Annotated in this window: 24 protein-coding genes and 1 pseudogene; 18 read left to right on the top strand and 7 right to left on the bottom strand. The window is 67.4% G+C overall.

Going from position 1 to position 24,365, the window contains the following annotated elements; all coding sequences use genetic code 11:
- Positions 1-80 precede the first annotated feature (80 nt).
- From ACSQ1W_RS06470 to ACSQ1W_RS06450, 5 genes are all read left to right on the top strand, one after another.
- Positions 81-1,010: an ArsR/SmtB family transcription factor gene (locus tag ACSQ1W_RS06470; RefSeq protein WP_436042368.1), complete on the top strand. Its 930-nt coding sequence runs from the start codon at positions 81-83 to the stop codon at positions 1,008-1,010.
- Positions 1,007-2,092 carry a homocysteine S-methyltransferase family protein gene (locus tag ACSQ1W_RS06465; protein ID WP_436042367.1) on the top strand — a complete coding sequence of 362 codons (1,086 nt, stop codon included), beginning with the start codon at positions 1,007-1,009 and terminating at the stop codon, positions 2,090-2,092. The genes ACSQ1W_RS06470 and ACSQ1W_RS06465 overlap by 4 nt, the downstream gene beginning before the upstream one ends.
- Positions 2,089-4,776, top strand: coding sequence for a methionine synthase (metH, locus tag ACSQ1W_RS06460; RefSeq protein ID WP_436042366.1), 2,688 nt, complete (start codon positions 2,089-2,091; stop codon positions 4,774-4,776). Before ACSQ1W_RS06465 ends, metH begins: the two co-directional genes overlap by 4 nt.
- Positions 4,777-4,850: 74 nt before the next feature.
- Complete coding sequence (locus ACSQ1W_RS06455) at positions 4,851-6,206, top strand: amidohydrolase family protein (RefSeq protein WP_436042365.1); 1,356 nt, start codon at positions 4,851-4,853, stop codon at positions 6,204-6,206.
- Between the two features lie 39 nt (positions 6,207-6,245).
- A complete protein-coding gene (locus ACSQ1W_RS06450; protein ID WP_436042364.1) occupies positions 6,246-7,427 on the top strand; it encodes an MFS transporter in 1,182 nt (393 codons plus the stop codon).
- Here the strand turns inward: ACSQ1W_RS06450 and ACSQ1W_RS06445 are convergent.
- The 6 genes from ACSQ1W_RS06445 to ACSQ1W_RS06420 form a co-directional block, all read right to left on the bottom strand.
- Positions 7,424-8,146 (bottom strand): alpha/beta fold hydrolase, encoded by a 723-nt coding sequence (locus tag ACSQ1W_RS06445; RefSeq protein WP_436042363.1) that lies wholly within the window; start codon positions 8,144-8,146, stop codon positions 7,424-7,426. The genes ACSQ1W_RS06450 and ACSQ1W_RS06445 overlap by 4 nt on opposite strands.
- Positions 8,143-8,766 (bottom strand): DUF2058 domain-containing protein, encoded by a 624-nt coding sequence (locus ACSQ1W_RS06440; protein ID WP_436042362.1) that lies wholly within the window; start codon positions 8,764-8,766, stop codon positions 8,143-8,145. Before ACSQ1W_RS06440 ends, ACSQ1W_RS06445 begins: the two co-directional genes overlap by 4 nt.
- Positions 8,767-8,801: 35 nt before the next feature.
- Complete coding sequence (locus ACSQ1W_RS06435) at positions 8,802-9,038, bottom strand: SlyX family protein (RefSeq protein ID WP_192268374.1); 237 nt, start codon at positions 9,036-9,038, stop codon at positions 8,802-8,804.
- Positions 9,028-10,380 carry a UDP-glucose dehydrogenase family protein gene (locus ACSQ1W_RS06430; protein ID WP_436042361.1) on the bottom strand — a complete coding sequence of 451 codons (1,353 nt, stop codon included), beginning with the start codon at positions 10,378-10,380 and terminating at the stop codon, positions 9,028-9,030. The genes ACSQ1W_RS06435 and ACSQ1W_RS06430 overlap by 11 nt, the downstream gene beginning before the upstream one ends.
- Positions 10,381-10,428: 48 nt before the next feature.
- Positions 10,429-11,364: an FKBP-type peptidyl-prolyl cis-trans isomerase gene (locus ACSQ1W_RS06425; RefSeq protein ID WP_436042360.1), complete on the bottom strand. Its 936-nt coding sequence runs from the start codon at positions 11,362-11,364 to the stop codon at positions 10,429-10,431.
- An 82-nt stretch (positions 11,365-11,446) separates the two neighbouring features.
- Positions 11,447-12,010: a glutathione peroxidase gene (locus ACSQ1W_RS06420; protein WP_436042359.1), complete on the bottom strand. Its 564-nt coding sequence runs from the start codon at positions 12,008-12,010 to the stop codon at positions 11,447-11,449.
- Between the two features lie 135 nt (positions 12,011-12,145).
- On the opposite strand from ACSQ1W_RS06420, the gene ACSQ1W_RS06415 reads away from it, so the two are divergent.
- The 8 genes from ACSQ1W_RS06415 (at position 12,146) to ACSQ1W_RS06380 (ending at position 17,714) form a co-directional block, all read left to right on the top strand.
- Complete coding sequence (locus ACSQ1W_RS06415) at positions 12,146-12,406, top strand: hypothetical protein (protein ID WP_436042358.1); 261 nt, start codon at positions 12,146-12,148, stop codon at positions 12,404-12,406.
- Between the two features lie 3 nt (positions 12,407-12,409).
- A complete protein-coding gene (locus ACSQ1W_RS06410) occupies positions 12,410-12,772 on the top strand; it encodes a GntR family transcriptional regulator (RefSeq protein ID WP_062356164.1) in 363 nt (120 codons plus the stop codon).
- The gene (locus tag ACSQ1W_RS06405) at positions 12,772-13,647 is read left to right on the top strand and encodes an ABC transporter ATP-binding protein (RefSeq protein WP_192268384.1); all 876 of its coding nucleotides are present in this window, start codon (positions 12,772-12,774) and stop codon (positions 13,645-13,647) included. Before ACSQ1W_RS06410 ends, ACSQ1W_RS06405 begins: the two co-directional genes overlap by 1 nt.
- Positions 13,644-14,642, top strand: a complete 999-nt coding sequence (locus ACSQ1W_RS06400; RefSeq protein WP_192268386.1) for an ABC transporter permease — start codon at positions 13,644-13,646, stop codon at positions 14,640-14,642. The genes ACSQ1W_RS06405 and ACSQ1W_RS06400 overlap by 4 nt, the downstream gene beginning before the upstream one ends.
- An 80-nt stretch (positions 14,643-14,722) precedes the next feature.
- A complete protein-coding gene (locus ACSQ1W_RS06395) occupies positions 14,723-15,364 on the top strand; it encodes a hypothetical protein (RefSeq protein ID WP_436042357.1) in 642 nt (213 codons plus the stop codon).
- Between the two features lie 107 nt (positions 15,365-15,471).
- Entirely contained in the window at positions 15,472-16,146 is a 675-nt protein-coding gene (locus ACSQ1W_RS06390; protein ID WP_436042356.1) for a hypothetical protein, read from the top strand.
- Positions 16,147-16,208: 62 nt separating this feature from the next.
- Positions 16,209-17,045, top strand: coding sequence for a hypothetical protein (locus ACSQ1W_RS06385; RefSeq protein ID WP_436042355.1), 837 nt, complete (start codon positions 16,209-16,211; stop codon positions 17,043-17,045).
- Between the two features lie 15 nt (positions 17,046-17,060).
- Positions 17,061-17,714 carry a DUF2884 family protein gene (locus ACSQ1W_RS06380; protein ID WP_436042354.1) on the top strand — a complete coding sequence of 218 codons (654 nt, stop codon included), beginning with the start codon at positions 17,061-17,063 and terminating at the stop codon, positions 17,712-17,714.
- A 41-nt stretch (positions 17,715-17,755) separates the two neighbouring features.
- Here ACSQ1W_RS06380 and ACSQ1W_RS06375 read toward each other — a convergent pair whose 3' ends face one another.
- Complete coding sequence (locus ACSQ1W_RS06375) at positions 17,756-19,192, bottom strand: class II fumarate hydratase (protein ID WP_436042353.1); 1,437 nt, start codon at positions 19,190-19,192, stop codon at positions 17,756-17,758.
- 139 nt (positions 19,193-19,331) lie between these two features.
- Between ACSQ1W_RS06375 and purB the strand changes: the two genes are divergently transcribed.
- From purB to ACSQ1W_RS06350, 5 genes and pseudogenes are all read left to right on the top strand, one after another.
- Positions 19,332-20,699 (top strand): adenylosuccinate lyase, encoded by a 1,368-nt coding sequence (gene purB, locus ACSQ1W_RS06370; RefSeq protein WP_436042351.1) that lies wholly within the window; start codon positions 19,332-19,334, stop codon positions 20,697-20,699.
- A 24-nt stretch (positions 20,700-20,723) separates the two neighbouring features.
- Complete coding sequence (locus tag ACSQ1W_RS06365; RefSeq protein ID WP_436042350.1) at positions 20,724-21,122, top strand: VOC family protein; 399 nt, start codon at positions 20,724-20,726, stop codon at positions 21,120-21,122.
- Positions 21,119-22,024 (top strand): subclass B3 metallo-beta-lactamase, encoded by a 906-nt coding sequence (bla, locus tag ACSQ1W_RS06360; protein WP_436042349.1) that lies wholly within the window; start codon positions 21,119-21,121, stop codon positions 22,022-22,024. Before ACSQ1W_RS06365 ends, bla begins: the two co-directional genes overlap by 4 nt.
- Before the next feature lie 85 nt (positions 22,025-22,109).
- Positions 22,110-23,354: pseudogene (locus ACSQ1W_RS06355) on the top strand (ribosomal protein uL16 3-hydroxylase); the annotation flags it as partial.
- 2 nt (positions 23,355-23,356) lie between these two features.
- Entirely contained in the window at positions 23,357-24,268 is a 912-nt protein-coding gene (locus ACSQ1W_RS06350; RefSeq protein ID WP_436042347.1) for a GNAT family N-acetyltransferase, read from the top strand.
- The last annotated feature ends 97 nt before the right edge of the window (positions 24,269-24,365 follow it).

Below are 24,365 nucleotides of genomic sequence, written 5' to 3'. Positions count from 1 at the left end.
ATGCGTGGGCGTATGCCGCGGGTTGACCGCGACCCGGTTCGCTCGTCAGAATATCTCTATATCGCGATAGGAAGATATTTATGGATCTGGAAGCCTGGTCCACCCGGCTGAAGGTGTTCGCCGACGCCACCCGGGTGCGCCTGCTGGCGCTGCTGGCCCGCGAGGAACTGACCGTCGCCGAACTGTCGGCGATCACGCAGCTCGCCCAGCCGCGTGTATCCACCCATCTGGCCAAGCTCAAGGAGGCGGGTCTGGCGCGCGACCGGCGCGCCGGCGTGTCGGCGTACTACCGCTTCGACGAAGACAACCTGGACACCGTGCAGCGCGAACTCTGGCGCAGCCTGCGCGATGGCAGCGACGACCCGCTGCTGCGGCAGGATGCCGAACGCATCGCGGCGGTGCTCGCCAACCGCGCCGCCGACCAGAACTGGGCCGACAGCGTCGCCGGCGACATGGAGCGTCACTACTCGCCGGGGCGCACTTGGGAGGCGTTGGCTCGTACCGCCCTGCCCCTGCTCGAGACCGGCGACGTGCTGGATATCGCCTCCGGTGACGGCGTGCTCGCTGAACTGCTCTCGCCACACTCCAAGCGTTACGTCTGCATCGATACCAGCACGCGCGTGGTCGCGGCGGCCGGCGAGCGCCTGCGCCGCTTCCCGAACGTGGAAGTCCGCGAGGGCGACATGCACGCACTACCGTTCAAGGACGGCAGTTTCGACCTGGTAGTGCTGATGCATGCGCTCACCTATTCCGCCAAACCGGCGCAAGCGGTCGCGGAAGCCGCGCGCGTGCTGCGACGGGGTGGTCGCCTGCTGCTCAGCAGCCTGGGCAAGCACGAGCACCGGTCGGTCGTGGAAGCGTACGGACACGTCAACCTAGGCTTCAGCGAGAAGGAACTGCGCAAGTTCGCCGAGAAGGCGGGCCTGGACATCGCCAACGCCGAGACGGTTACCCGCGAGCGCCGCCCTCCCCACTTCGAAGTCATTTCGCTGACGGCGGTGAAGCCATGAAGACCCTGCCATGGCTCCATCCTGCGCGCACCAGGATGCTGCAGGACGCGCTCGCGCAGCGCATCCTCATCATCGACGGCGCCATGGGCACCATGATCCAGCGCCACGGCCTGCAGGAAGCGGACTACCGCGGCCAGCGCTTCGCCGACGGTTGCGATGCGCAGCACACGCACGAGCACGGCCCCGGTTGCGACCATGACCTCAAGGGCAACAACGATCTGCTGTTGCTGACCAAACCCGAGATCATCGCCGGGGTGCACACCGCCTATCTCGAGGCCGGTGCCGACCTGATCGAAACCAACACCTTCAACGCCACCTCGATCAGCCAGGCCGACTACCACCTCGAACACCTGGTCTACGAGCTGAACAAGGCCGGCGCGCAGGTGGCGCGTCAGTGCTGCGACGCCATCGAAGCCATCACGCCGGACAAACCGCGCTTCGTCATCGGGGTGCTCGGACCCACCAGCCGCACCGCGTCGATCAGCCCCGACGTCAACGATCCGGGCTTCCGCAACACCAGTTTCGACGAACTGCGCGCGACCTACCGGGAGGCCATCGAAGGCCTGATCGACGGCGGCGCCGATACGCTGATGGTGGAAACCATCTTCGACACGCTCAACGCCAAGGCAGCGCTGTACGCGATCGAGGAAGTCTTCGACGCACGCGGCGGGCGACTGCCGGTGATGATCTCCGGCACGATCACCGACGCCTCCGGACGCACGCTGTCCGGGCAGACGGCCGAAGCCTTCTACACCTCTGTGGCGCACAGCCGTCCGCTGTCGATCGGCCTGAACTGCGCACTGGGCGCCAAGGACCTGCGCGAGCATGTCGAGACGCTGGCGACGGTCGCTGATGCCTACGTCAGTGCGCATCCGAACGCCGGCCTGCCCAACGCCTTCGGCGAGTACGACGAGACACCGGAAGAGATGGCTGCCACGCTGAAGGAGTTCGCACAGTCCGGCCTGCTGAACCTTGTCGGCGGCTGCTGCGGCACCACGCCCCCACACATCAGGGCGATCGCCGAGGCCGTCGCGGGACTCCCGCCACGCAGGCTGCCGGCGAGACTGGAGCAGGCAGCATGAGCGCGCCCGCGCGCCACACGCGCCTGTCCGGCCTGGAACCGCTGGTCATCACGCCGGATCTGCTGTTCGTCAACGTCGGCGAGCGCACCAACGTCACCGGCAGCGCGCAGTTCCGCAAGCTGATCAAGGAAGAACGCTACGAGGAAGCCGTCGAGGTCGCGCGCCAGCAGGTCGCCAGCGGCGCCCAGATCCTCGACGTCAACATGGACGAGGGCCTGATCGACTCCGAGAAGGCGATGGACCGGTTTCTCAACCTGATCGCCTCCGAGCCCGACATCGCCCGCATCCCGGTGATGGTCGACTCGTCCAAGTGGAGCGTCATCGAGGCCGGCCTGAAATGCCTGCAGGGCAAGGGCGTGGTCAATTCGATCTCGCTGAAGGAAGGCGAAGAAGCTTTCGTCGACCATGCGCGCAAGGTGCTGCGCTATGGCGCCGCCGCGGTGGTCATGGCCTTCGACGAGACTGGCCAGGCCGATACCTGCGCGCGCAAGATCGAGATCTGCACGCGTGCCTACCGGATCCTGACGGAAGAGGTCGGCTTCCCGCCCGAAGACATCATCTTCGACCCCAACATCTTCGCCGTCGCCACCGGCATCGAGGAACACGACAACTACGCCGTCGACTTCATCGAGGCGACGCGGATCATCAAGCAGACCCTGCCGCACTGCCACGTCTCTGGCGGCGTCTCGAACGTGTCGTTCTCGTTCCGCGGCAACGAGCCCGTACGCGCGGCGATCCACTCGGTGTTCCTGTACCACGCCATCCAGGCCGGCATGGACATGGGCATCGTCAATGCCGGCGGCCTGCCGGTGTACGACGATCTGGACGCCGAACTGCGCGAGCGCGTGGAGGACGTGATCCTCAACCGGCGCAAGGATTCGACCGAGCGACTGCTGGAGATCGCCGACCGCTACAAGGGCAAGAAAGGCGAGGCGCCGGTCGAGAACCTGGCCTGGCGCGAGAAGCCGGTGCGCGAGCGCCTGGCGCACGCGCTGGTGCACGGCATCGATGCCTTCGTCGACCAGGACACCGAGGAAGCCCGCCAGCAGGCCACGCGTCCGCTCGACGTGATCGAAGGCCCGCTGATGGACGGCATGAACGTGGTCGGCGACCTGTTCGGCGCCGGCAAGATGTTCCTGCCGCAGGTGGTGAAGTCCGCCCGCGTGATGAAGAAGGCCGTAGCCTACCTGCTGCCCTTCATCGAAGCCGAGAAACTGCGCACCGGCGACGTCGGCAAATCCAACGGCAAGATCGTCATGGCCACGGTCAAGGGCGACGTGCACGACATCGGCAAGAACATCGTCGGCGTGGTACTGGCCTGCAACAACTTCGACGTCGTGGATCTGGGTGTGATGGTGCCCACGCAGAAGATCCTCGATACGGCAAAGGCGGAGAATGCAGACCTGATCGGCCTGTCCGGCCTGATTACCCCGTCGCTGGAGGAGATGACCCACGTGGCGCGCGAAATGCAGCGCCAGGGCTTCGAGATGCCGCTGCTGATCGGAGGCGCCACGACGTCGCGTGCACATACGGCACTGAAGATCGACCCCCACTACACCGCACCGACGGTCTGGGTGAAGGATGCATCGCGCGCCGTGGGCGTCGCCCAGTCGCTGATCTCGCGCGACATGCGCGCGGCCTTCGTCGCCGCGAACGACGCCGACTATGCCGAGATCCGCGAACGCCACAGGAACCGCGGCGATGCCAAGCGCCTGGTCTCGCTGGAGAAGGCGCGCGGGCAGAAGTTCGATGGCGGCTGGGATGCCTACACCCCGCCTGCACCGAAACAGCCCGGCCTGCACGTGTTCGACGACTACCCGCTGGCCGAGCTGGTGGACTGCATCGACTGGACGCCGTTCTTCAATGCCTGGGAACTGTTCGGCAAGTACCCGGCGATCCTGACCGATGCCGTGGTCGGCCCGCAGGCCAGCGAGTTGTATCGCGACGCGCGCGCGATGCTGGCGAAGCTCGTCGACGAGAAGTGGCTGACCGCGAAGGCCGTGTTCGGCCTGTGGCCGGCGAACAGCATCGGCGACGACGTCGAGCTGCAGGTCGAAGGCCGCAGCGAACGCCTGCACTTCCTCCGCCAGCAGGTCGACAAGCCGGTCGAACGCCCGGATTTCTGCCTGGCCGACTTCATCGCGCCGAAGGATTCCGGCCGGCAGGACTGGATGGGCATGTTCGCGGTCACCGCGGGCATCGGCATCGACGCGCACGTGGCGCGTTTCGAGGCCGACCACGACGACTACAACGCGATCCTGTTGAAGGCGCTGGCCGACCGCCTGGCCGAGGCGCTGGCCGAACGCCTGCACCTGCGCGTGCGCAAGGAGTTCTGGGGTTACGTGGCCGACGAATCACTGGACAACGACGCCCTGATCGCCGAGAAGTACGTCGGCATCCGCCCTGCGCCCGGTTATCCGGCCTGCCCGGAGCACAGCGAGAAAGGCACGCTGTTCCGCCTGCTCGATGCCGGTGGCAACGCCGGCATGTCGTTGACGGAGAGCTTCGCGATGCTGCCCACCGCCGCGGTATCCGGCTACTACTTCAGCCATCCGCAGAGCCAGTACTTCGTGGTCGGCCGCGTGTCGAAGGAGCAGGCCGCGGACTACGCGAAGCGCAAGGGCGTGGAGCTGGCGCAGGTGGAACGCTGGCTGGCGTCCAACCTCGACTACGACCCCGAGTAGGGCCACGACGTTCGCAGGATGGCAGCGTCACGAGGTGGGGACTAAGCTGGCCTTCTCCCACCCTTGGAACCGCCATGCGCCGTCGAACGATCCTGCTGGGCCTGATCGCCACCCTCGCCGCGCTGCCCGCCGCCGCGGCGGACACCGTGATCCTGGAGAATGCGCGTGTCTTCGACGGTCGCAAGGATCTCGGCATCGTCGACGTGGTCCTGCAAGGGAATCGCATCGTGCAGGTCGGCAGGGCCAGCGATGCGCAGCGACGCGATGCCCGCCGCATCGACTACACCGGCAAGCATCTCCTGCCCGGCCTGGTCAGCAACCACTCCCATGTCGGCAACACCGACGGGCTGGAGCATGGCGACCGCTTCTACACGCGGGACGTCGTCATTCGCGACCTGCAGCAGTTCCAGCGCTATGGCGTGACCACGGTCACCTCGCTGGGCATGAACGGCGATGCCTTCGCATCGATCCGCGCAGAAGTTCGAAGCGACCCCAGGCTGGGCGCACAGCTTTACGGTGCCGGCGCGGGTATTGGCGCGGTAGCCGGTGCGCCGCCGGCGCAGATCATGGGCCTGGCAAACGATCCGGTCGCGCGTCCCGCCACGCCCGACGAAGCGCGTGCCGCGGTGCGGGCGCAGAAGGCCGCGGGCGTGGACGTCATCAAGTTATGGGTCGACGACCTGGGCGGCCGTTTCCCGATGATGGCGCCGGAGATCTACCGCGCGGCCATCGATGAGGCCCATCGCGTCGACCTGCGAGTGGCCGCCCACATCCACGACCACGCGCAAGCAGCCGACCTGGTGGACGCCGGCGTGGACATCATCGCGCACGGCATCCGCGACGAGGCCATCTCGCCCGCGCTGGTAAAGACGATGAAGGACAAGGGCACGTGGTACATCCCGACCGTCAACATCGACGAAGCCAACTACCTCTATGCCGAACATCCCGCCTGGCTGCAGACGCCGTTCCTGCGCCATGCACTGCCGGAGGCGGTGGCGACGCGCTGGCAGGACCCGCAATGGCAAGCGCAGCAGTTGGCAGGCGCCAACATTCCGGGGGCACGCAAGGCCGTGGCCATGAACCTGCGCAACCTCCGCACGCTCCGTGAGGGCGGCGTGGGCATCGGCTTCGGTACCGACTCGGGCGCCATGCCGCAGCGCGTGATCGGGTTTGCCGAGCATGGCGAACTCGAACTGATGACGACGGCCGGTTTCACCCCTGCACAGGCGCTGGCCGTCGCCACCTCGGAGGCCGCACGCCTGCAGGGCCTGGACGACCGGGGCATCGTCGCGATCGGCAAGCGGGCCGACCTGCTGGTACTGGATGCCGATCCGCTGCAGGACATCCTCAACACGCGCCGCATCCACGCCATCTGGCAGGCCGGCCGCCAGGTATCTGACGGTCCATCCGACGTCACGCACGCGCCATAATCGCCACCCCGGAACGCGAGCCGTCGCACGGACGATGACATGATTCCCGCATCCACTGCGACGGCTCCGTATCCGGCGGCGCGCCTGTCCAGCTTCTATTTCTTCTACTACGCCGCGCTGGGCGCCTTCACGCCGTACTGGAGCCTGTATCTCGAATCCCGCGGCCTCGGCGTGGCCGCCATCAGCGTGTTGATGAGCCTGTGGTACGCCACGCGCATCGTGTCGCCCAGCCTGTGGACCACGCTGGCGGCACGCTCGCCCCACCCCATCCGCTGGCTGCACGCGGGCTGTGTGCTGGCGGTCGGTTGCTTCGCCCTGTTCCTGCTGCCCCTGGAACATGCCGGCCTGTTCGCGGTGATGCTGGGCTTCTGCTTCGCCTACAACGCGGTGATGCCGCAGTTCGAGTCGATCACGATGTCGCACCTCGGCGTGCGCAGCGATCGCTACGGCCTGATCCGTGTCTGGGGATCGATCGGCTTCATCGTCGTCGTAGCTTCGTTCGGCTGGTTGATCGACGAGCGGCGGCTCGGCGTGGGCGCGCTGCCGTGGCTGATGCTGCCGGTGCTGGCGGGCGTGCTGGGATCCGCCCTGCTGAACCGTTACGCGCACGACCCGAGCCTGCCGGCACACGATACGGACGGCGGCTTACGCGCGAGGCTGAGGCAACCCCAGGTGATCGCCTTCTTCGCCGCGGCGTTCCTGACCCAGATCTCGTTCGGCCCGTTCTACACGTTCTTCTCGATCTACCTGTCCGAACACGGCTATCCGACCGCGACACAGGGCGTGCTCTGGACCGTCGGCGTGCTGGCGGAGATCGGGGTGTTCTTCCTCTCCAGCCGCATCTTCCGGCGCTGGGATGCCAGCCGCGTGCTGCTGCTGGCTTTGCTCAGCGCCTCGGTGCGCTGGCTGGTCACCGCGCTCTTCCCGGACAACGCCCCGGTGATGGTGGTCGCCCAGCTGACCCATGCGCTGAACTTCGGCGCGTTCTTCGCCGCCGCCATGCAACTGCTCGTGCGCTTCTTCCCCGGCCGCATGAACGGGCACGGGCAAGGCGTCTTCTATGGCCTGTCGTCGGGCGTCGGCGGTGTGTGCGGCGCGCTGCTCGCAGGCCAGTTGTGGCGCATCGGCGGCGAAGCGGCCTTCCTCTGCTCATCTGCCATCGCGCTGGTGGCGGCCTTCATCGTGTGGCGGTGGCTGGTGCGCGATCCGATGCCGCGCTAGACGCACGCGTCGTCGCGCAACCCGTCCAGCAGGCGACCGATCTCGGCAGCTGCGGGTACCGGCGCCATCTGGAACAGGAAATGCGGCGCATCGACCACCGCGTGACGCGCGTGACGTGCCAACCGAAGCACGTCACGGCCCGCGTGCGGCCAGATCAACCTATCGTGCCTTGCCTGCAGATACAGCACCGGCATCTCCAACGCCGCCAGTTCGCGGCTGACGTCCACGCGCAGCGCGGCCACCGCACGCTGACGAAGCACGGGGAGCGGCACGCTGGCCACGATCGCTTCGAACTCGGCGCGCAACGGCGGCGGCAATCCGCCACCTGTCAGCAGCCTTTCCAACACGAACAAGGGCGGCGCGACCGCGGGCAGGCGCTCCACGAGCGCTGCGGCGACCCGGCTGAGGAAAAGAGGAGCACGAACGAAGCTCGCCGCCATCACCAGCGCTCGCACGCGGCCCGGATGACGATGCGCGAGCAGGACGCCCAGCGGACCCGCAAAGGACTCCGCCACAAGCACGACGTCATCGTTCCGTCGCAGCAGCGCGGACTCGATCGCATCGGCCAGTGCCGAATAGCCCTGGAACTGCCCACTGTCGTAAGCCAACACCTCGATGTCGCCGGCCTGGGCCAACGACGCCACCAAAGGGGCATAGAGCCGTCCGGTGCCATCCAGTCCCGGCAACAGGCAAAGCCGTGGCCGGCTAGACGCTGTCACCACACCAGGTCGTCGGGCACCTGGTACTGCGGATCGGCGTAGGGATCGGCTTCCGCCGGCGCATCGGGATCGACCTTCAATGCGATGGCCGGCGCGAAGATGGCTTCCGCTTCGGCGAGCACCGCCGAGGTCACCAGCAGGTAGCGGCCGTTCTGCTGCACCACGCCGAGCTCACCGGCGTTCAGCGCCTTCAGCTGTTCCGCGTTGACGTAGATGCGCTTGATCTTGCCGCCGTAAGGGAAATGCCGCGCGATGTCGGCGTCGGCATGGTTGAGCGACTTGTCCTTGAGAAAAGTCTCGAGCCTCGCCTTGGCTTCGCGGCGCACGCGCGCCTCTTCCTGCTTCACCCGCTCGGCTTCGATGCGCTCGTCCTTCTCGCGCTGGGCGCGGATGGCGTAGGCCTTGGCCAGATCGATGTCTTCCTGGCTGCGCCTGGGTTTGCCGGCTCCCTGCGGCGATCGCGGTTTGCCGCCCTGCCCCGGCTTCTGATGGCCGGCAGGCTTGCCCCCCGCCTTGTGGGCGTCGCGGCGTGGATCGGGACGGCGTTCTGGTTTGCGCTCGGGCTTGGGCGCGGGCTTGAAGCCCAGGCCCAGCAACTGGTCACGGAGTGAATCGGTCATCGGTCGTTCGCGGGGACTGCTATGCCGCAAGCGTATCAATAATGCGGCGGCGGCGGTTCACTGGCAGCGTCCTCGAACAGTGAGGTGCGCACCTTGCCCAGTTCTTCCACCATGGTCCGCAGCAGCAATGCCGTCCGCTGGTTCTCGGCACGCGCATCGGCCAGCGCCTCGCTCATTTCGTTGAGCGAGTGCTCCTGGAACGCCAACCGGGTTTCCAGTTCGACCAGGCGGCGCTCCAGCGTGTCGCCCGACAAGGGCAGGTCAGCCTGCACGCACGGACCTGCCGCGTCCGATGCCGTAATAGGCCAGGCCGGCCGCTTCCACTTCGGCCGGCTCGTACAGGTTGCGGCCGTCGAAGATCACGGCATCGCCGAGCGTCTCCTGGAGACGGGCGAAATCCGGGCTGCGGAACTGCTTCCACTCGGTCACGACCACCAGCGCGTCCGCACCCTCGATCGCAGCGCGCGCGTCCTCGCACAGCACGAGATCATCGCGTTCTCCGAAGATGCGGGACGCTTCGTCGCGCGCCTCCGGATCGTAGGCCTGCACGCGGGCGCCGGCCTCCCACAACTCCGCCAGCAGGCGCCGGCTGCTCGCCGCGCGCATGTCGTCGGTGTTGGGCTTGAACGACAGCCCCCACACCGCGAACGTCTTGCCCCGCACGCCCTCGTCCTCGCCACGGTCGTAATGGCGCTGGATCAGTTCGAACAGATGGCCCTTCTGCCGCTCGTTGACCGACTCCACCGCCTGCAGCAGCTCCGGCACGTAGCCGTTCTGCTGTGCGGTGCGGGCCAGGGCCTGCACGTCCTTCGGGAAACAGGAACCGCCATAGCCGGCGCCGGGATAGATGAAGTGCCAGCCGATGCGCGGATCGGAACCGATGCCCTGGCGCACCTGCTCCACATCGGCACCTACGCGCTCGGCGATGTTCGCGATTTCGTTCATGAAGCTGATCTTCGCGGCCAGCATCGCGTTGGCCGCGTACTTGGTCAGCTCGGCAGACCGCACGTCCATCACCACGATGCGCTCGTGGTTGCGGTTGAACGGCGCGTAGAGGCGGCGCAGCTTCTCCACCGCCTGCGGGCTTGCTGCACCGACGACGATGCGGTCCGGGCGCATGCAGTCCTTGACCGCATCGCCTTCCTTGAGGAATTCCGGATTGGATACCACGTCGAACGCAATGTCGACGCCGCGCGCCGCCAGTTCCGCCTCGATGGCAGCGCGTACCTTGTCGGCGGTGCCGACCGGTACGGTGGACTTGTTGACCACCGTGCAGGGACGCTGGAGATTGAGGCCGATCGTGCGTGCCACGGCCAGCACGTACTGCAGGTCGGCGCTGCCGTCTTCGTCCGGCGGCGTACCGACGGCGATGAAGACCACTTCACCGTGCGAAATCGCATCGGCGGCATCGGTGGTGAAGCGCAGCCGCCCGGCTTCGTGGTTCGCCTTCACCATCGGCGACAGGCCGGGCTCGTAGATCGGCACCACGCCCTTGTTCAGGCCGTCGACCTTGGCCGGATCGATGTCCACGCAGACCACGTCGTGGCCGACTTCCGCCAGACAGGTCCCCGTCACAAGCCCAACGTAACCCGTACCGAAGATCGCTACACGCATCAGCCCATCCCGTCAGTGAAAGTTCAGTGCCGAATACGGCGATTCGGTTTACTGCAGGACACCCATCAGTTCGACTTCGAACGTCAGCGTCGCGTCGGGACCGATCTTGCCGCCAGGGGCACCGTTCGGACCGTAGGCCAGGCTGGACGGGATCCAGAAGCGGTACTTCGCGCCCACCGGCATCAACGCCACGCCCTCGGTCCAGCCGGCGATCACCTGGTTGAGACCGAACTCGGCGGGTTCGCCACGCGCGTAGGAGCTGTCGAAGACCACACCATTGAGCAGCTTGCCTTCGTAGTTGACACGCACGCGGCTGGTCGACATCGGGCGCTGGCCGTTGCCCGGGCGCAGCACCATGTACTGCAGGCCCGACGGCGTGGTGACCACGCCCGGCTTGACCTTGTTGGCGGCCAGGAATGCGGCGCCCTCTTCACGGTTGCGCTGTCCTGCGGTCGCCTGGCGCTTGCTGAGGTAGGCCTGCATTTCGGCCTGCGCCTGCTCCACCGACAACAGCGGCGTACCGGTCTTGCCGGTGATCGTGCGCACCGCCTGCGCCAGCGTTGCGGGGTCGATTTCGTCCTTGAACGGCAGCAGCGACGGACCCACCACATAGGTGCCCAGGAACAGGCCTACCTTGGTCTTGTCGACCGGCGGCGGCGTGCTGCCCGGCGGCATGCCCGGGATGGGCTGGCCGTCGGCGACGGCCAGGTTGACGCGCAGCAGCCGGTCGGTCGCCTGCGCTTCCTGCTCGGAGATGAGGTTCGGCTTGCCTTCGAAGGTGTTGACGATCGCGCGCTGGAACGCGGCGGTGTCGAGGAACGGCCCGACCGGCTGCAGCGAGTTACCCACGTCCACGCCGATGGCGTAGCTGACCTTGTCGCGCTCGGACACCAGCGCGGTTTTTTCCTGTGCAGACACACTGCCTCCCAGCATCGACATCGAGATTGCCAACAACACGGCTGCGCCGCGGACCGACCGCTTCATCCTTTCTGCTCCTGGAACCTGCACCACGGTGGTGGCGCCAAAACGATATTGTGGCACGCCCGCCACCTGCGGAGGCACCGCATCAGCGCGCAGTGCGCTGTGCCTTCAGCTCGCGCTCGATGGCAGCGACGACGGCAGGATCGTCCGGCGCCGTCTTGCTGGGGAAATTCGCGACCACGCGGCCGTCCCGACCGATCAGATACTTGTGGAAGTTCCATGCGGGCGCCGTGCCTGTCGCCTGCGCGAGCGACTTGTACAGCGGCGTGGCCTGGTCGCCGGTCACCACGACCTTCTCGAACATGGGGAACTTGACGCCGTAGGTCAGCGTGCAGAACTCCTGGATCTCCTTCTCGCTGCCCGGCTCCTGACCCTTGAAGTCGTTGGACGGGAACCCGAGCACCGCAAAGCCCTGCGCCGCGTAGCGCTGATGCAGGGACTCGAGCCCTTCGTACTGCGGCGTGTAACCGCATTTACTCGCGGTGTTGACGATCAGCAGCACCTGCCCCGCATACGCCTTCTTCAGGTTCACCGCCTCCTTGCCGGCCAGCGGACGGTAGCTGACGTCCAGCAGGCCCGCCGCCAGGGCCGCTGCGGACCCGCCGACCAGGGCCATCAATGCCAGTATTTTCAACAACTTGAGTTTCATTTGACGACCCCGCTAGTGCGAACATCACAAGTATGCCTTCAGTTGGGTGACAAAACGTTCCCGGACAGTTGACGGGCCGTGTTTTGGTGTTATAGTTGAATACAACACCACTCACCCAACTCACGGGGAGATGCCATGAACCAGAAACTGACCCACACGCTGCCCAGCCTGGCCGTCGGCGGCCTGCTGCTGGCGGCGGGTGCTTTGGCGGCCATGTCCGGCGCCCGCACGTCCGAGGTGGATGCCTCGACGCTGGTGGGCGCGCTGGAATCGGACGTCCGCGAAATCACCGGCGACGACGGCACCGCGGAGCCGACCCAGCACAAGCGGCGCGCGCGGGCTTCGCTGGCCATGCCGTACTTCTCCTTCGGCCAATCCCTGCGTCCGAGGAGCTGACCCATGGCGCCCATCCAATGGAGCGACGGTGCTCCCATCTACCGTCAGCTGAAGGACCGCGTGATCGCCATGATGCTGGACGGCATCCTGAAGCCCGGCGACGCGCTGCCCTCCGTCCGCCAGGTGGCGGCCGAGTACCAGCTCAATCCGATTACCGTTTCGCGTGCCTACCAGGAACTGGCGGATGAAGCGCTGGTCGAGAAGCGCCGCGGCCTGGGCATGTTCGTCACCGACGAAGCGGCCAGGAAGCTGCGCGGCAGCGAGCGCGAGCGGTTCCTGACCGAGGAGTGGCCCGCGGTCGCCGAGCGCATCGAGCGCCTGGGCCTGTCCATCGAAGAGTTGCTGCAATCCAAGGGGATCAAGTGATGAATGCTGCAATCGCCAATGCCGTGGTGTCGGCCCACGGCCTGCGCAAGGCCTACAAGAACAAGCTTGCGCTGGACAACACCAGCTTCGAGATCGAAGCGGGCAAGATCATCGGCCTCATCGGGCCGAACGGGGCCGGCAAGACGACGGCGCTGAAGGCCATCCTGGGCCTGACGCCGTTCGAGGGCCAGCTGAAGGTGCTGGGCCTGGACCCGCGCAAGGACCGCGATGAGCTGATGAAGGACGTCTGCTTCATCGCCGACGTCGCCGTGCTGCCGCGCTGGATGAAGGTGAAGGAGGCCATCGACTTCGTGGCCGGCGTGCATCCGCGCTTCGACCGTGCCAAGTGCGAGCGCTTCATCGCCAACACCCAGCTCAAACCCAACCTGCGCGTGCGCGAGATGTCCAAGGGCATGATCGTGCAGCTGCACCTGGCGCTGGTGATGGCCATCGACGCCAAACTGCTGGTGCTGGACGAGCCTACGCTCGGCCTGGACATCCTGTACCGCAAGCAGTTCTACCAGCGCCTGCTGGAGGACTACTTCGACGAGCAGAAGACGATCATCGTCACGACCCACCAGGTGGAGGAGATCGAACACATCCTCACCGACGTGATGTTCATCCGCGACGGCAAGATCGTGCTGACCTCGCAGATGGAAGAAGTCGCCGAGCGGTACACCGAGGTGCTGGTCAGCGGCGATGCCGTCGACCAAGCCCGCGCCCTCAAGCCCATCGACGAACGCGCCCTGCCCTTCGGCAAGACCGTGCTGCTGTTCGATGGCGTACCGAAAGGACATCTCGCCGCCCTCGGCGAAACCCGCACCCCAGGCCTGGCCGACCTGTTCGTCGCCATCATGAAAGGAACCTACGCATGAACGCCGTGACTTCGACGTTGGGCAAATCCTCCAAGCCGGGCGCGTTCACGTGGTTGCTGAAGCGTGAGTTCTGGGAAAACCGCGGCGGCTTCTTCTGGGCACCGGTCATCACCGGCGGCATTTTCGTGGTGCTGAACCTGATCCTGGCCGTGATCGGCAGCATCGCCGCCCGCGGCAAGCTGAGCGATGGCGGCTTCAGCATCGAGGAAGCGCCGGAGAAGGCCCACCAGATCCTCGGCGGTGTCGGCGACGGCATGCTGCTGGGCGGCGTGATCCTCGCCTGCGTGGTACTGGCCTTCGTGGTCTTCTTCTACGCGCTGGGCACGCTGTACGACGACCGCCGGGACCGCAGCGTGCTGTTCTGGAAGTCGCTGCCGGTATCCGACACGCACATGGTTCTCTCTAAGCTGGCGTGGGCGCTGGTCCTGGCACCGCTGCTGGCGGTGGGCGTGGGCATCCTGATCGGCCTGGCGTTGTGGCTGATCTCGGCGCTGACCATCACCGTCAACGGCCTGCCGGCGGGTGCCGCGGTGTTCACCCACTCGCATCCCCTGCGCGTCATCGGCGGCGTGATCGCTTCACTGCCGGTGTACATGCTGTGGGCGCTGCCGACGATCGGCTGGCTGATGTTCTGCTCGGCCTGGGCGCGCAGCAAGCCGTTCCTGTGGGCGGTGCTGGTGCCGGTGCTGGCCTGCGTGATCATCAGCATGACCGACATCCTGCCGAGCCTGGAGATCCGCCACGACCTGATCTGGTACACGGTCGTCTATCGCGGCCTGCTGAGCGTCCTGCCGGGCACCTGGTTCCCCACCCTGCCGGGCGGCGTCGCCAATCCGAACGCCGACTTCAACTCGCCGGACGAACTGGCCAACGCCATCGACCTGACCCGCAGCTGGCAGGCCTTCGCGACCGCCGACCTGTGGATCGGTGCGGTGATCGGCGTGGCCCTGATCGCCGGTGCGATCTACCTGCGCCGCTGGCGCGAGAGCGAGTAAGCACACCCACCCACTCCCGGGCGGGCCGAGTCCGGCCCGCCCCTCCCAAGGACACGGACATGCATACCTCTCTTTCCCTCATGCGCCCCCTTCTCGTCGTCGGCGTACTGGCACTGGCCGCCTGCCAGCCCGCGGACAAGGACAGCGCACCCACCGGCGTCGCCGCCAAGGCGCTGGGCGAAGTCGCCAACGGCCTGGGCGACGCCAGCAAGGAAATGGAAAAGGCCCGCCAGGAAATCGCCGCGGCGCGCGACCGCCTGGCGCGCGAAAACATCTCGCTCAACCGCGATGCGAAGCAGGACCTGCCGAAGGCGGAGATCACCCCGGCCGGCGAGTTGCTGATCGAAGGCAAGTCGATCGCCACCACGCCGGAACAGAAGGCGCTGGTGCTGGCTTACCGCGGCGAACTGCTCGGCGTGGTCGGCGACGGCATGGCCATCGGCATGGAGGGCGCGCGCGTCGGCATCGATGCGGCGGCTTCGGCCCTCAAGGGCATGCTGGCGGGCCAGAACGGCGACGACATCGGCAAGCAGGTCGGCGAACAGGCCAAGGCCAAGCTCAAGCCGATGGTGGCGCAGCTGTGCACCCGCATGCCCGGCCTGTTGTCGGCCCAGCAGGCGCTGGCGGCCGCCCTGCCCGAGTTCACGCCTTACGCCACGATGGACCAGTCCGACGTGGACGACTGCGGGGATGCGAACGGCGACGGCAACTGGACCTTCTGAGGCCCTCCACCACCGCCGCAACATCGTCATGGCCGGCGCACCGGGTCTCGCCCACCGCCGTCATGCCATCCACGACCATCGAGCTTCGCCCTGGAGAGGAACCGGACATGCCTGCCTCGCGTATCCCACACGTCCTGATGTCGCTGGTGTTGGCCAGCCTTCTGCCGCTGGCCGCACAGCCGGCGAGCGCGAAGAACACCCGCGCCGATAGCGATATCAGCGCGGACCTGGCCGAAGCGCGCAACGAAGTGCGCACCGAACTGGCCGCCGCCCGCCGCAAGCTCGAGACCGGCAACCTGACACTGGGCGACAACCTGCACTTCGGCAAATCCGGCAAGCGCGGCTCCAACGACGATCACCCGCTGCCCAAGGCGGAAATCACCCCCCGGGGCGATTTCCTGATCGAAGGCAAGCCCGTCGCCATCGACAGCACGCAGCGGCTGGAACTGCTGCGCTACCGCGGCCAGGTCATCGAGATCGCCAAGGCCGGCATCGATATCGGCGAGCGCAGCGCGCAGGTGGCGCTGGACGCGGTCGACCGCGGCGTGTTCAGCCTGCTGGTCGGCGCCATGACCGGCAGCCTGGAACGTCGTGTCGAGAAGACCGTCCGCGAGACGGTCGAACCGGGCGTGCGCCAGATCTGCCGCAGCCTGCCGGCCTTGTGGGACACCCAGCAGCGCCTGTCCGCCAGCCTGCCGCAATTCCGCCCCTACGCCACGCTGGACGTGGACGATGCGGAGAACTGCGAGAAGGATGTGCGCCAGGAGTTCGCCCGGCGCTGACCCTTCCTGCGGGCGCCTGGCGCTCGCGGCCGACGTTCCGATCCTGTTCCGGAGACCCGACGATGCGTATCGCCCTGACCGCCTCCCCGTTGCTCGCCTTGCTGGCCCTGTCCGCTCCCGCCCTGGCGGCCGACCGCTATTGCAAGCATGAAGCACCGCGCCAGCTCACCCTCGACATCGGCGACGCCCGGACCGTGGTGTTCGAGGTCGGTCCGCATGATCTGACGGTCGAGTCGCGCGCCGGAGCACCGGCGGCAATGAAAGGCCGGGCCTGCAGCAGCCATGCGGACCGTCTGGACAACCTGAAGATCGAACAGCGACGTGCCGGCGATAAGCTGATCGTGAGGATGTACCACGACGGCAAGTTCAGCGGCGTCTTCTTCGGCAGCAACTACGCCTACATGAACCTGACGGCCACCCTGCCCGACCATCTGCCCGTGCAGGTGAAGGTCGGCTCGGGCGAGGCCGAGGTCGTTGGCGCACCGGTGTTCAGCGCCGATGTCGGCTCCGGGCACGCGGTCGGCCGCAGCATCCGCGGGCTGGCCGCGGCATCGGTAGGCTCGGGCGACGTCGACATCCACGGCGCCGGCAGCCTGAAGGTCGTATCGATCGGCTCGGGCGACGTGGAAGCCGACAACATCCAGGGCGCCACCCACGTGGGCAGCATCGGCTCGGGCGGTTTCGACCTGTCGCGCGGCGGCAGTGTCGAGATCGGCTCGATCGGTTCCGGCGGCGCGGAACTGCGCGACATCACCGGCGACGTGGTCGTGGCTTCGGTGGGCTCCGGCGGCGTGGAGGCGCGCAACGTCAGCGGCAACCTGACCGTCCGTTCCGTGGGCAGCGGCGACGTCGACCACGAAGGCGTCAAAGGTACGATCGACATTCCCAAGCGCCACTGACTTCAAGGAAAGACCATGGTCCGTACGTTCGCGATCGCCCTCTCCGCCGCCCTGCTGCTCGCCGCCTGCTCGAAAGGCGGCGGTACGGACGATGGCGGCGATAAGTCCAGCGCCCTGTGGGGGCAGAACCTCAAGCTCAACGCCAGCGGCCACCCCCGCGCCGAGGTGTCGGCGAAAGGCGACTTCATCGTCGACGGCAAGCCGGTGCCGGTGAACGACCAGCAGCGCGCCCTGCTCGTGGCGTATCACCGCGAACTCGGCGGCATCGCCGATGCGGGCATCGCCACCGGCAAGGAAGGCGCCAAGCTCGCCGGCAAGGCGGTAGGCGCCGCCGTCCGGGGCATCTTCAGCGGCGATCCAGACCGGATCGACCGTGAGATGGAAGCCGAGTCCAAGAAGGTGGAAGCCGAGGCGATGAAGATCTGCGACCGCCTGCCCGGGCTGTACAAGGCGCAGCAGGATCTTGTGGTGGCCTTGCCGGCGTTCCAGCCCTATGCGGGCATGGAACTGGACGATATCCAGGAATGCCGCAGCTCGCACGACGATAGCTATGAAGCCGGCAAGGACGTGGGACGCGTTGTCGGTCAGGCCGTGAAGGCCACGCAAGGCAACGCCGCACAGGAAGCCGATGCCGCGGCTGCGGAACCGGCCCCCGCCCCCACGCCCTGACCATCACCCGGCGCCTGCCCAGGCAGGCGCCCCCGTCGGCGTCAGCCGCCGCCGCCCCCGGGCTTGCCGTGGATGCCGCCCTTCGCCAGCACGGCCGGATCGAGCAGTGGCTTCAGCGTTTTTTCCGGCAGCCCGGTGACCTCGCGCGCGACGTCCAGCACCGGCCGGTTCTGCTTGTAGGCCTGCTTGGCGATCGCCGCGCCCTTCTCGTAACCGATCACCGGATTGAGCGCGGTCACCAGGATCGGGTTGCGGTCCAGCGCTTCCTGCACACGCCCGGTGCGTACCGTGAGGCCGGCGATGCAGTCGTCGGCGAGCAGGCGCGACACATTCGACAACAACTGGATGCCGTCCAGCAGGTTGTTTGCGATCAGCGGCAGGGTGACATTGAGCTGGAAGTTGCCGGTCTGCCCGGCGACCGTCACCGCCGTGTGGTAGCCCATCACCTGCGCGCACACCATCACGGTCGCTTCCGGGATCACCGGATTGACCTTGCCCGGCATGATGGAACTGCCCGGCTGCAGCGCCGGCAGTTCGATCTCGCCCAGCCCCGCCAGCGGCCCGGAGTTCATCCAGCGCAGGTCGTTGGCGATCTTGGTCAGCGCGACGGCGAGCGCACTGAGCTGGCCGGACAGTTCGACCGCGTCGTCCTGCGCAGCCAGGCCTTCGAACTTGTTGGCGGCACTTTCGAAACGCGTCTTCGTCATCGTCGAAAGCGCTGTCGCCACGCGCGTACCGAAGCGCGGATCGGCATTGATGCCGGTGCCGATGGCGGTGCCGCCCAGCGGCAGGCGGCGTATGCGCTTCAGCGCGTCCTCGATGCGGGCCTGCGCAGACGAGAGCTGCGCCGACCAGGCCGAGAATTCCTGGCCGAAGGTCAGCGGCATGGCGTCCATCAGGTGCGTGCGCCCGGTCTTGACCACCTTGCCCAGCGCCTTGCCGCGCGCATCGATGGTCTTGCGCAGGTGCGCGATGGCCGGCAGCAGGTCTTCCAGCACGGCCAGCTGCGCCGCCACGCGCAGGGCCGTGGGGATCACGTCATTGGAGCTCTGCCCGAGATTGACGTGGTCGTTCGGATGCACGGTCGCCTTGCCCGCACGCGAAGCCAGCGTGGCGATCACCTCGTTGGCATTCATGTTGGACGAGGTGCCGGAGCCGGTCTGATAGATATCGATGGGAAAGTGCGCATCGTGCTCGCCGGACGCCACGGCCTGCGCCGCCGCCTGCACCGACGCCGCGACGCCTTTCGGCAGCAGGCCCAGGCCGGCGTTGACCTCTGCCGCCGCGCCCTTGACCAGGCCCAGCGCACGGATGAAACCGCGCGGCATCGGCCGCCCTGAAATGGGGAAGTTCTGCACGGCGCGCTGGGTCTGCGCGCCCCACAGCGCCTCGGCGGGCACCTTCAGCTCGCCCATGCTGTCGTGTTCGATGCGGGTTCGTGCAACGCGGGACTTGCCCGCGGGCTTCTTGCTGGTCATCAACCGTCTCCTGGAGGGATTCACGGCTTGCGCGCCGGCGAGGAGCCGGTGGCTGGCGGGGGTCACAGGATACGCCAGGCCGGATGGCCGCCTTCCCGGGGTAAAATGGAACGCTCCCTTTCAGGCATTCCCCGCGCCCATGTCGGATTCGTCCCTGCTCGCCCTGTCCCCGCTCGATGGCCGCTACGCCGGCAAGGTCGACGCCCTGCGCCCGATCTTTTCCGAGTACGGCCTGATCCGCGCCCGCGTGAAGGTCGAAGTGGAATGGCTGCTGGCGTTGGCGGCCGAACCCGGCATTGCCGAACTGCCCGCGTTCTCCGCCGATCAACAGGCCAAGCTGCGCGCCCTGGCCGACGGCTTCAGCGTGGCCCATGCGGCCCGCGTCAAGGAGATCGAACGCACCACCAACCATGACGTCAAGGCGGTGGAGTACTTCATCAAGGAACAGTTGAAGGACGATGCCGACCTGGCGCCGGCACTGGAGTTCGTCCACTTCGCCTGCACCAGCGAAGACATCAACAACCTGTCCTACGGCCTGATGCTGGAACAGGCCCGCCGCGAGGTGCTGCTGCCGACACTCGACGGCGTCACCGCCACCCTGCGCACGCTGGCCCATGCGCAGGCCGCGCAGCCGATGCTGTCGCGCACGCACGGCCAGACCGCCTCGCCGACCACGCTGGGCAAGGAGATCGCGAACGTCGTGGCGCGCATCGAGCGCCAGCGCACGCAGATCGCCGCGGTGGAACTGACCGGCAAGATCAATGGCGCCGTCGGCAACTACAACGCCCACGTGGCCAGCTATCCCGATGTCGACTGGCCGGCCTTCGCACAGCGCTTCGTCGAAGGCCTGGGCCTGGTGTTCAATCCCTACACCACCCAGATCGAGCCGCACGACAACGTCGCCGAGATCGGCGACGCCGCGCGTCGCGCCAATACGATCCTGGTCGACCTGGCCCGCGACATCTGGGGCTACATCTCGCTGGGCTACTTCAAGCAGCGCCTGAAGGAAGGCGAAGTCGGTTCGTCGACGATGCCGCACAAGGTCAACCCGATCGACTTCGAGAACGCGGAAGGCAACTTCGGCATCGCCAATGCGCTGTTCGAGCACTTCAGCGCCAAGCTGCCGATCAGCCGCTGGCAGCGCGACCTGACCGACTCCACCGTCCTGCGCGCGCTCGGCACGGCATTCGGCCACACGCAGGTGGCGCTGGATTCGCTGGCCAAGGGCCTGGGCAAGCTGGAAGTGAACCCGCAACGCCTGGATGCCGATCTCGACGCCGCCTGGGAAGTGCTGGCCGAAGCCGTGCAGACCGTCATGCGCCGCCACGGCCTGCCGAACCCGTACGAACAACTGAAGGCGCTCACCCGCGGCCAGGGCATCACCGCCGACTCCATGCGTGCCTTCATCGAGTCGCTCGACCTGCCTGCCGACGACAAGCAGCGCCTGCGCGACATGACGCCGGGCAGCTACACGGGCCTCGCAGAGCGGCTCGCCCGCACCATCTGACCTCCGGGATAAGAGGGAACTTCGATGCACCTGCTGATCAACATCGACGTTCCCGACTTGCCCGCCGCCGAAGCGCTCTACATCCGGGCCTTCGGGCTCTCCACCGGCCGCCGCTTCGGCGATGGCGGTGTGGAACTGCTGGGTGCGCAGGCGCCGATCTACGTGCTGCAGAATGCCGCCGGCTCCATCGCGGCAGCCGATGCGCGCCGCGACTACGCCCGCCACTGGACGCCCGTGCACCTGGACGTGGTGGTGGACCACCTTGAACCTGCGCTCGACCGCGCCCTGCAGGCCGGACTGGCGCAGGAAACCGACATCCGTGAAGCGAACTGGGGCCGCATCGTGCGCCTGGCCGATCCCTGGGGCCATGGCTGGTGCCTGCTGCAGTTCGTCAACCGCGGCTACGACGAGATCGCCACATGACGATGCGCTCCCCCCTGCTCGGCGGCCTGCTCGCCCTTGCCCTGCCTGCGGCGGCATTCGCCTCCGATGCTCCTGCGGCCACGGCCTGCAGAGACGACGCCGGCTGGAACGACCCGGCCACGCCACTGCACGTGTACGGCAACACCTGGTATGTCGGCACCTGCGGCATCAGCGCGTTGCTGGTGACCTCGGGTGAAGGCCACATCCTGGTCGATGCCGCCACGCCGCAGGCCGGCCCGCAGATTCTGGCCAACATCCGTGCGCTGGGCTTCAAGCCCGAGGACGTGCGCGCGATCGTGTTCTCGCACGAGCACTTCGACCATGCGGGCAGTCTGGCGGAGTTGCAGCGCGCCACCGGTGCACCCGTGTACGCACGCGCGCCGGCCGTGGGCACGCTGAAGCGCGGCATGCCGGACCGGACGGACCCGCAGCTGGAGGTGGCCGAACCCATGGCCCCGGTGGCGGATGTCGTTACCCTCGCCGACGACGGCGTGGTGCGTGTCGGACCGCTGGCCCTGCAGGCGGTCGCATCGCCCGGCCATACGCCCGGCGGTACCAGCTGGACCTGGCGTTCGTGCGATGGCGACAACTGCCGACAGATGGTCTACGCCGACAGCCTGACCGCCATCTCCGACGATGTGTACCGCTACACGGACGAAGCGGCGCATCCCGGGTACGTGGCCGCGTTCCGCGCGACGCTCGCGCGGGTGGCCGCGCTCGACTGCGATGTCCTGATCACGCCGCATCCGTCCGCCAGCCGCCTGTGGACGCGGATCGGACCCGCGGCCAATGCGGCGTTGGCGGACCGTGGCGCCTGCCATGCCTACGCGCAGAAAGCCTCCGAGCGGCTGGACAAGCGGTTGGCCGACGAAGCCGCGAAGGCCGCATCCGCACGCCCTTGATCGGCATCAATGTCCCCGGCTTCGCCATCGGCGACGCTACCTTCTCCTTTCCCTGCACGGCGCATCGCCGCGCGACAACGACCCGATGACCAAGAAGACCTCTCCCCGCGCCGCATCGCTTCCGTTCGAGATCGACGCCACCCGTCAGTACCCGCTCGGCATGCCGGCCGACCGCTTCCTGCGCGACTACTGGCACAAGCGCCCGCTGCTGATCCGCAACGCCTTCCCCGATTTCGAAACGCCGGTGCAGCCCGAAGATCTTGCCGGCCTGGCCTGCGAGGACGGCGTGCTGGCGCGCCTGATCAGCCTGGACAAGGCGACGGGCGTGTGGGACGTACGCACGGGGCCGTTCCAGGAAGAGGACTTCCCCGGCCTGCCCGACCATGACTGGACCCTGCTGGTGCAGGACGTGGACAAGTGGGACGTCGATATCCGGCAACTGCTGGAGCAGTTCCGCTTCCTGCCGCGCTGGCGCGTGGACGACATCATGATCAGCTTCGCGGCGACCGGAGGCTCGGTCGGCGCGCACGTGGACCACTACGACGTGTTCCTGCTGCAGGCACAGGGCGAACGGCGCTGGATGATCGATGCTAGTGTGGCGATGGGGAAGCCGGCGCCCGACCTGGGGTTCCAGGACGATGTGGCGATCAAGCTGCTGCGCCAGTTCGATCCCACCCACGAATGGGTGCTGTCGCCGGGCGACATGCTGTACCTGCCACCGCAGGTGCCGCACCACGGCGTGGCGGAGAACGCCTGCCTGACGTTTTCGGTGGGCATGCGCGCGCCGTCGTCGGCCGAACTGATCGGCGACTACCTGGACACGCTGATTGCCGATGCCGACGACGCCATCCGTTACCACGACGAAGACCTGGCGGCACCGCAGGACCCCAACGAAATCGACGCCCGCGCGATGGAGCGCGTGGTCGAAGCGCTGAACGCGCTGCGCATGAACGATCCCGACCTGGTCGGCGACTGGTTCGGCCGCTTCATCACGACCTACCGTGCCTCCGGCGATGTCATGCCGGCGCCGGATGCGCCGTCACGCATCGAGATGGAGTGGGACCTGCAGCAGGGCGCCCAGCTGCTGCGCCACCCGTTCTCGCGTTTCGCCTGGCGCCGCCGCCGCAAGGGCGCGACCCTGTTCTGCAACGGCGTCGACTATGTCTTGCCGGTCAAGGAAGCCCAGCAGTTGGCGGCACTGGAAGGCCTGGACGGCAACACCTATGCGGCGCTCAGCGAGGCCGGCCGCGATGCGGTGATGGCGCTGGCAGCGCAGGGCCACTATCAGCTGGCGGTGCCCGACGACGATCCGGACAACGGGGACGAGGACGCATGAGCGCCACGCGCGACTACCACGTCGACACCGTCGACTACGCCGCGGACCCAGGCGTGGTCCACCAGGTGCGGGACGTGGTGTTCGTGCAGGAACAACAGGTGCCGCGCGACCTGGAACGGGACGCGCTTGATCCGCTCAGCCACCACGTGGTGGCCCGTGATGCCTCGGGTACCCCGATCGGGACGGCGCGACTGACGCCCGAGCACCGGATCGGCCGCATGGCCGTGCTGTCGGCCTGGCGCGGTCGTGGCGTGGGCGACGCCCTGCTGGTCGCCCTGCTGGATGAAGCCCGCCGACGCCAATGGCCCGACGTATCGCTGCATGCCCAGGTCGCGGCCGAGGCGTTCTATGTCCGGCATGGCTTCCTGCCGGAGGGAGAGCGCTTCATCGAGGCCGGCATCCAACACCAGGCCATGCGGCGCGTGCTGGCCGGACCGGCAGCGATCGCCCGTCGCCACGAGGCCGTGGCCATCACCACGGCCGTCATCGCCCAGGCCCGACGGGCGCTGGTGGTGTACAGCCGTGCGCTGGATCCGGGCCTGTGGGATGCGCCGGCCGTCGTTGAGGCCCTGCGCCGCTTCGCCACGCGCCAGACCGGCGCCCAGGTGCAGCTGCTGCTGCAGGATGCCGCCGCCCCGCAGCGGGCTTTGGCGCCCCTGATCGGCCTGGGCCAGCGATTGCCCAGTGTGTTCGTGTTCCGCGAGGTGCAGGACCCGGTTGACCTGCCCTACACCGCCGCCTTCGTCGCCAACGACGATCACGGCTACTACTTCAGGCCGCTCGGCCATCGCTTCGATGGCGAAGCGGGACTGGCGCACGCGGGCCGCGCGCGCCAGCTGCGCGAGGAGTTCTCGCAGATGTGGGAACGCGCGCGCCCGGTCGGCGAATACCGCGCGCTGGGCATCTGACAGCCCTGTTCCCTCGCGCCAGGCATCGCCCTCGCGGGCCTGCAACCTGCGTCTTTAGTCCAATCCGGTTACGCCCCCTTCCCGGCATGGGGGTATA

The organism is Pseudoxanthomonas sp. LjRoot143, assembly GCF_964252945.1.
GTDB lineage: Bacteria > Pseudomonadota > Gammaproteobacteria > Xanthomonadales > Xanthomonadaceae > Pseudoxanthomonas_A.
This window is presented reverse-complemented; position numbering and strand designations above follow the sequence as displayed.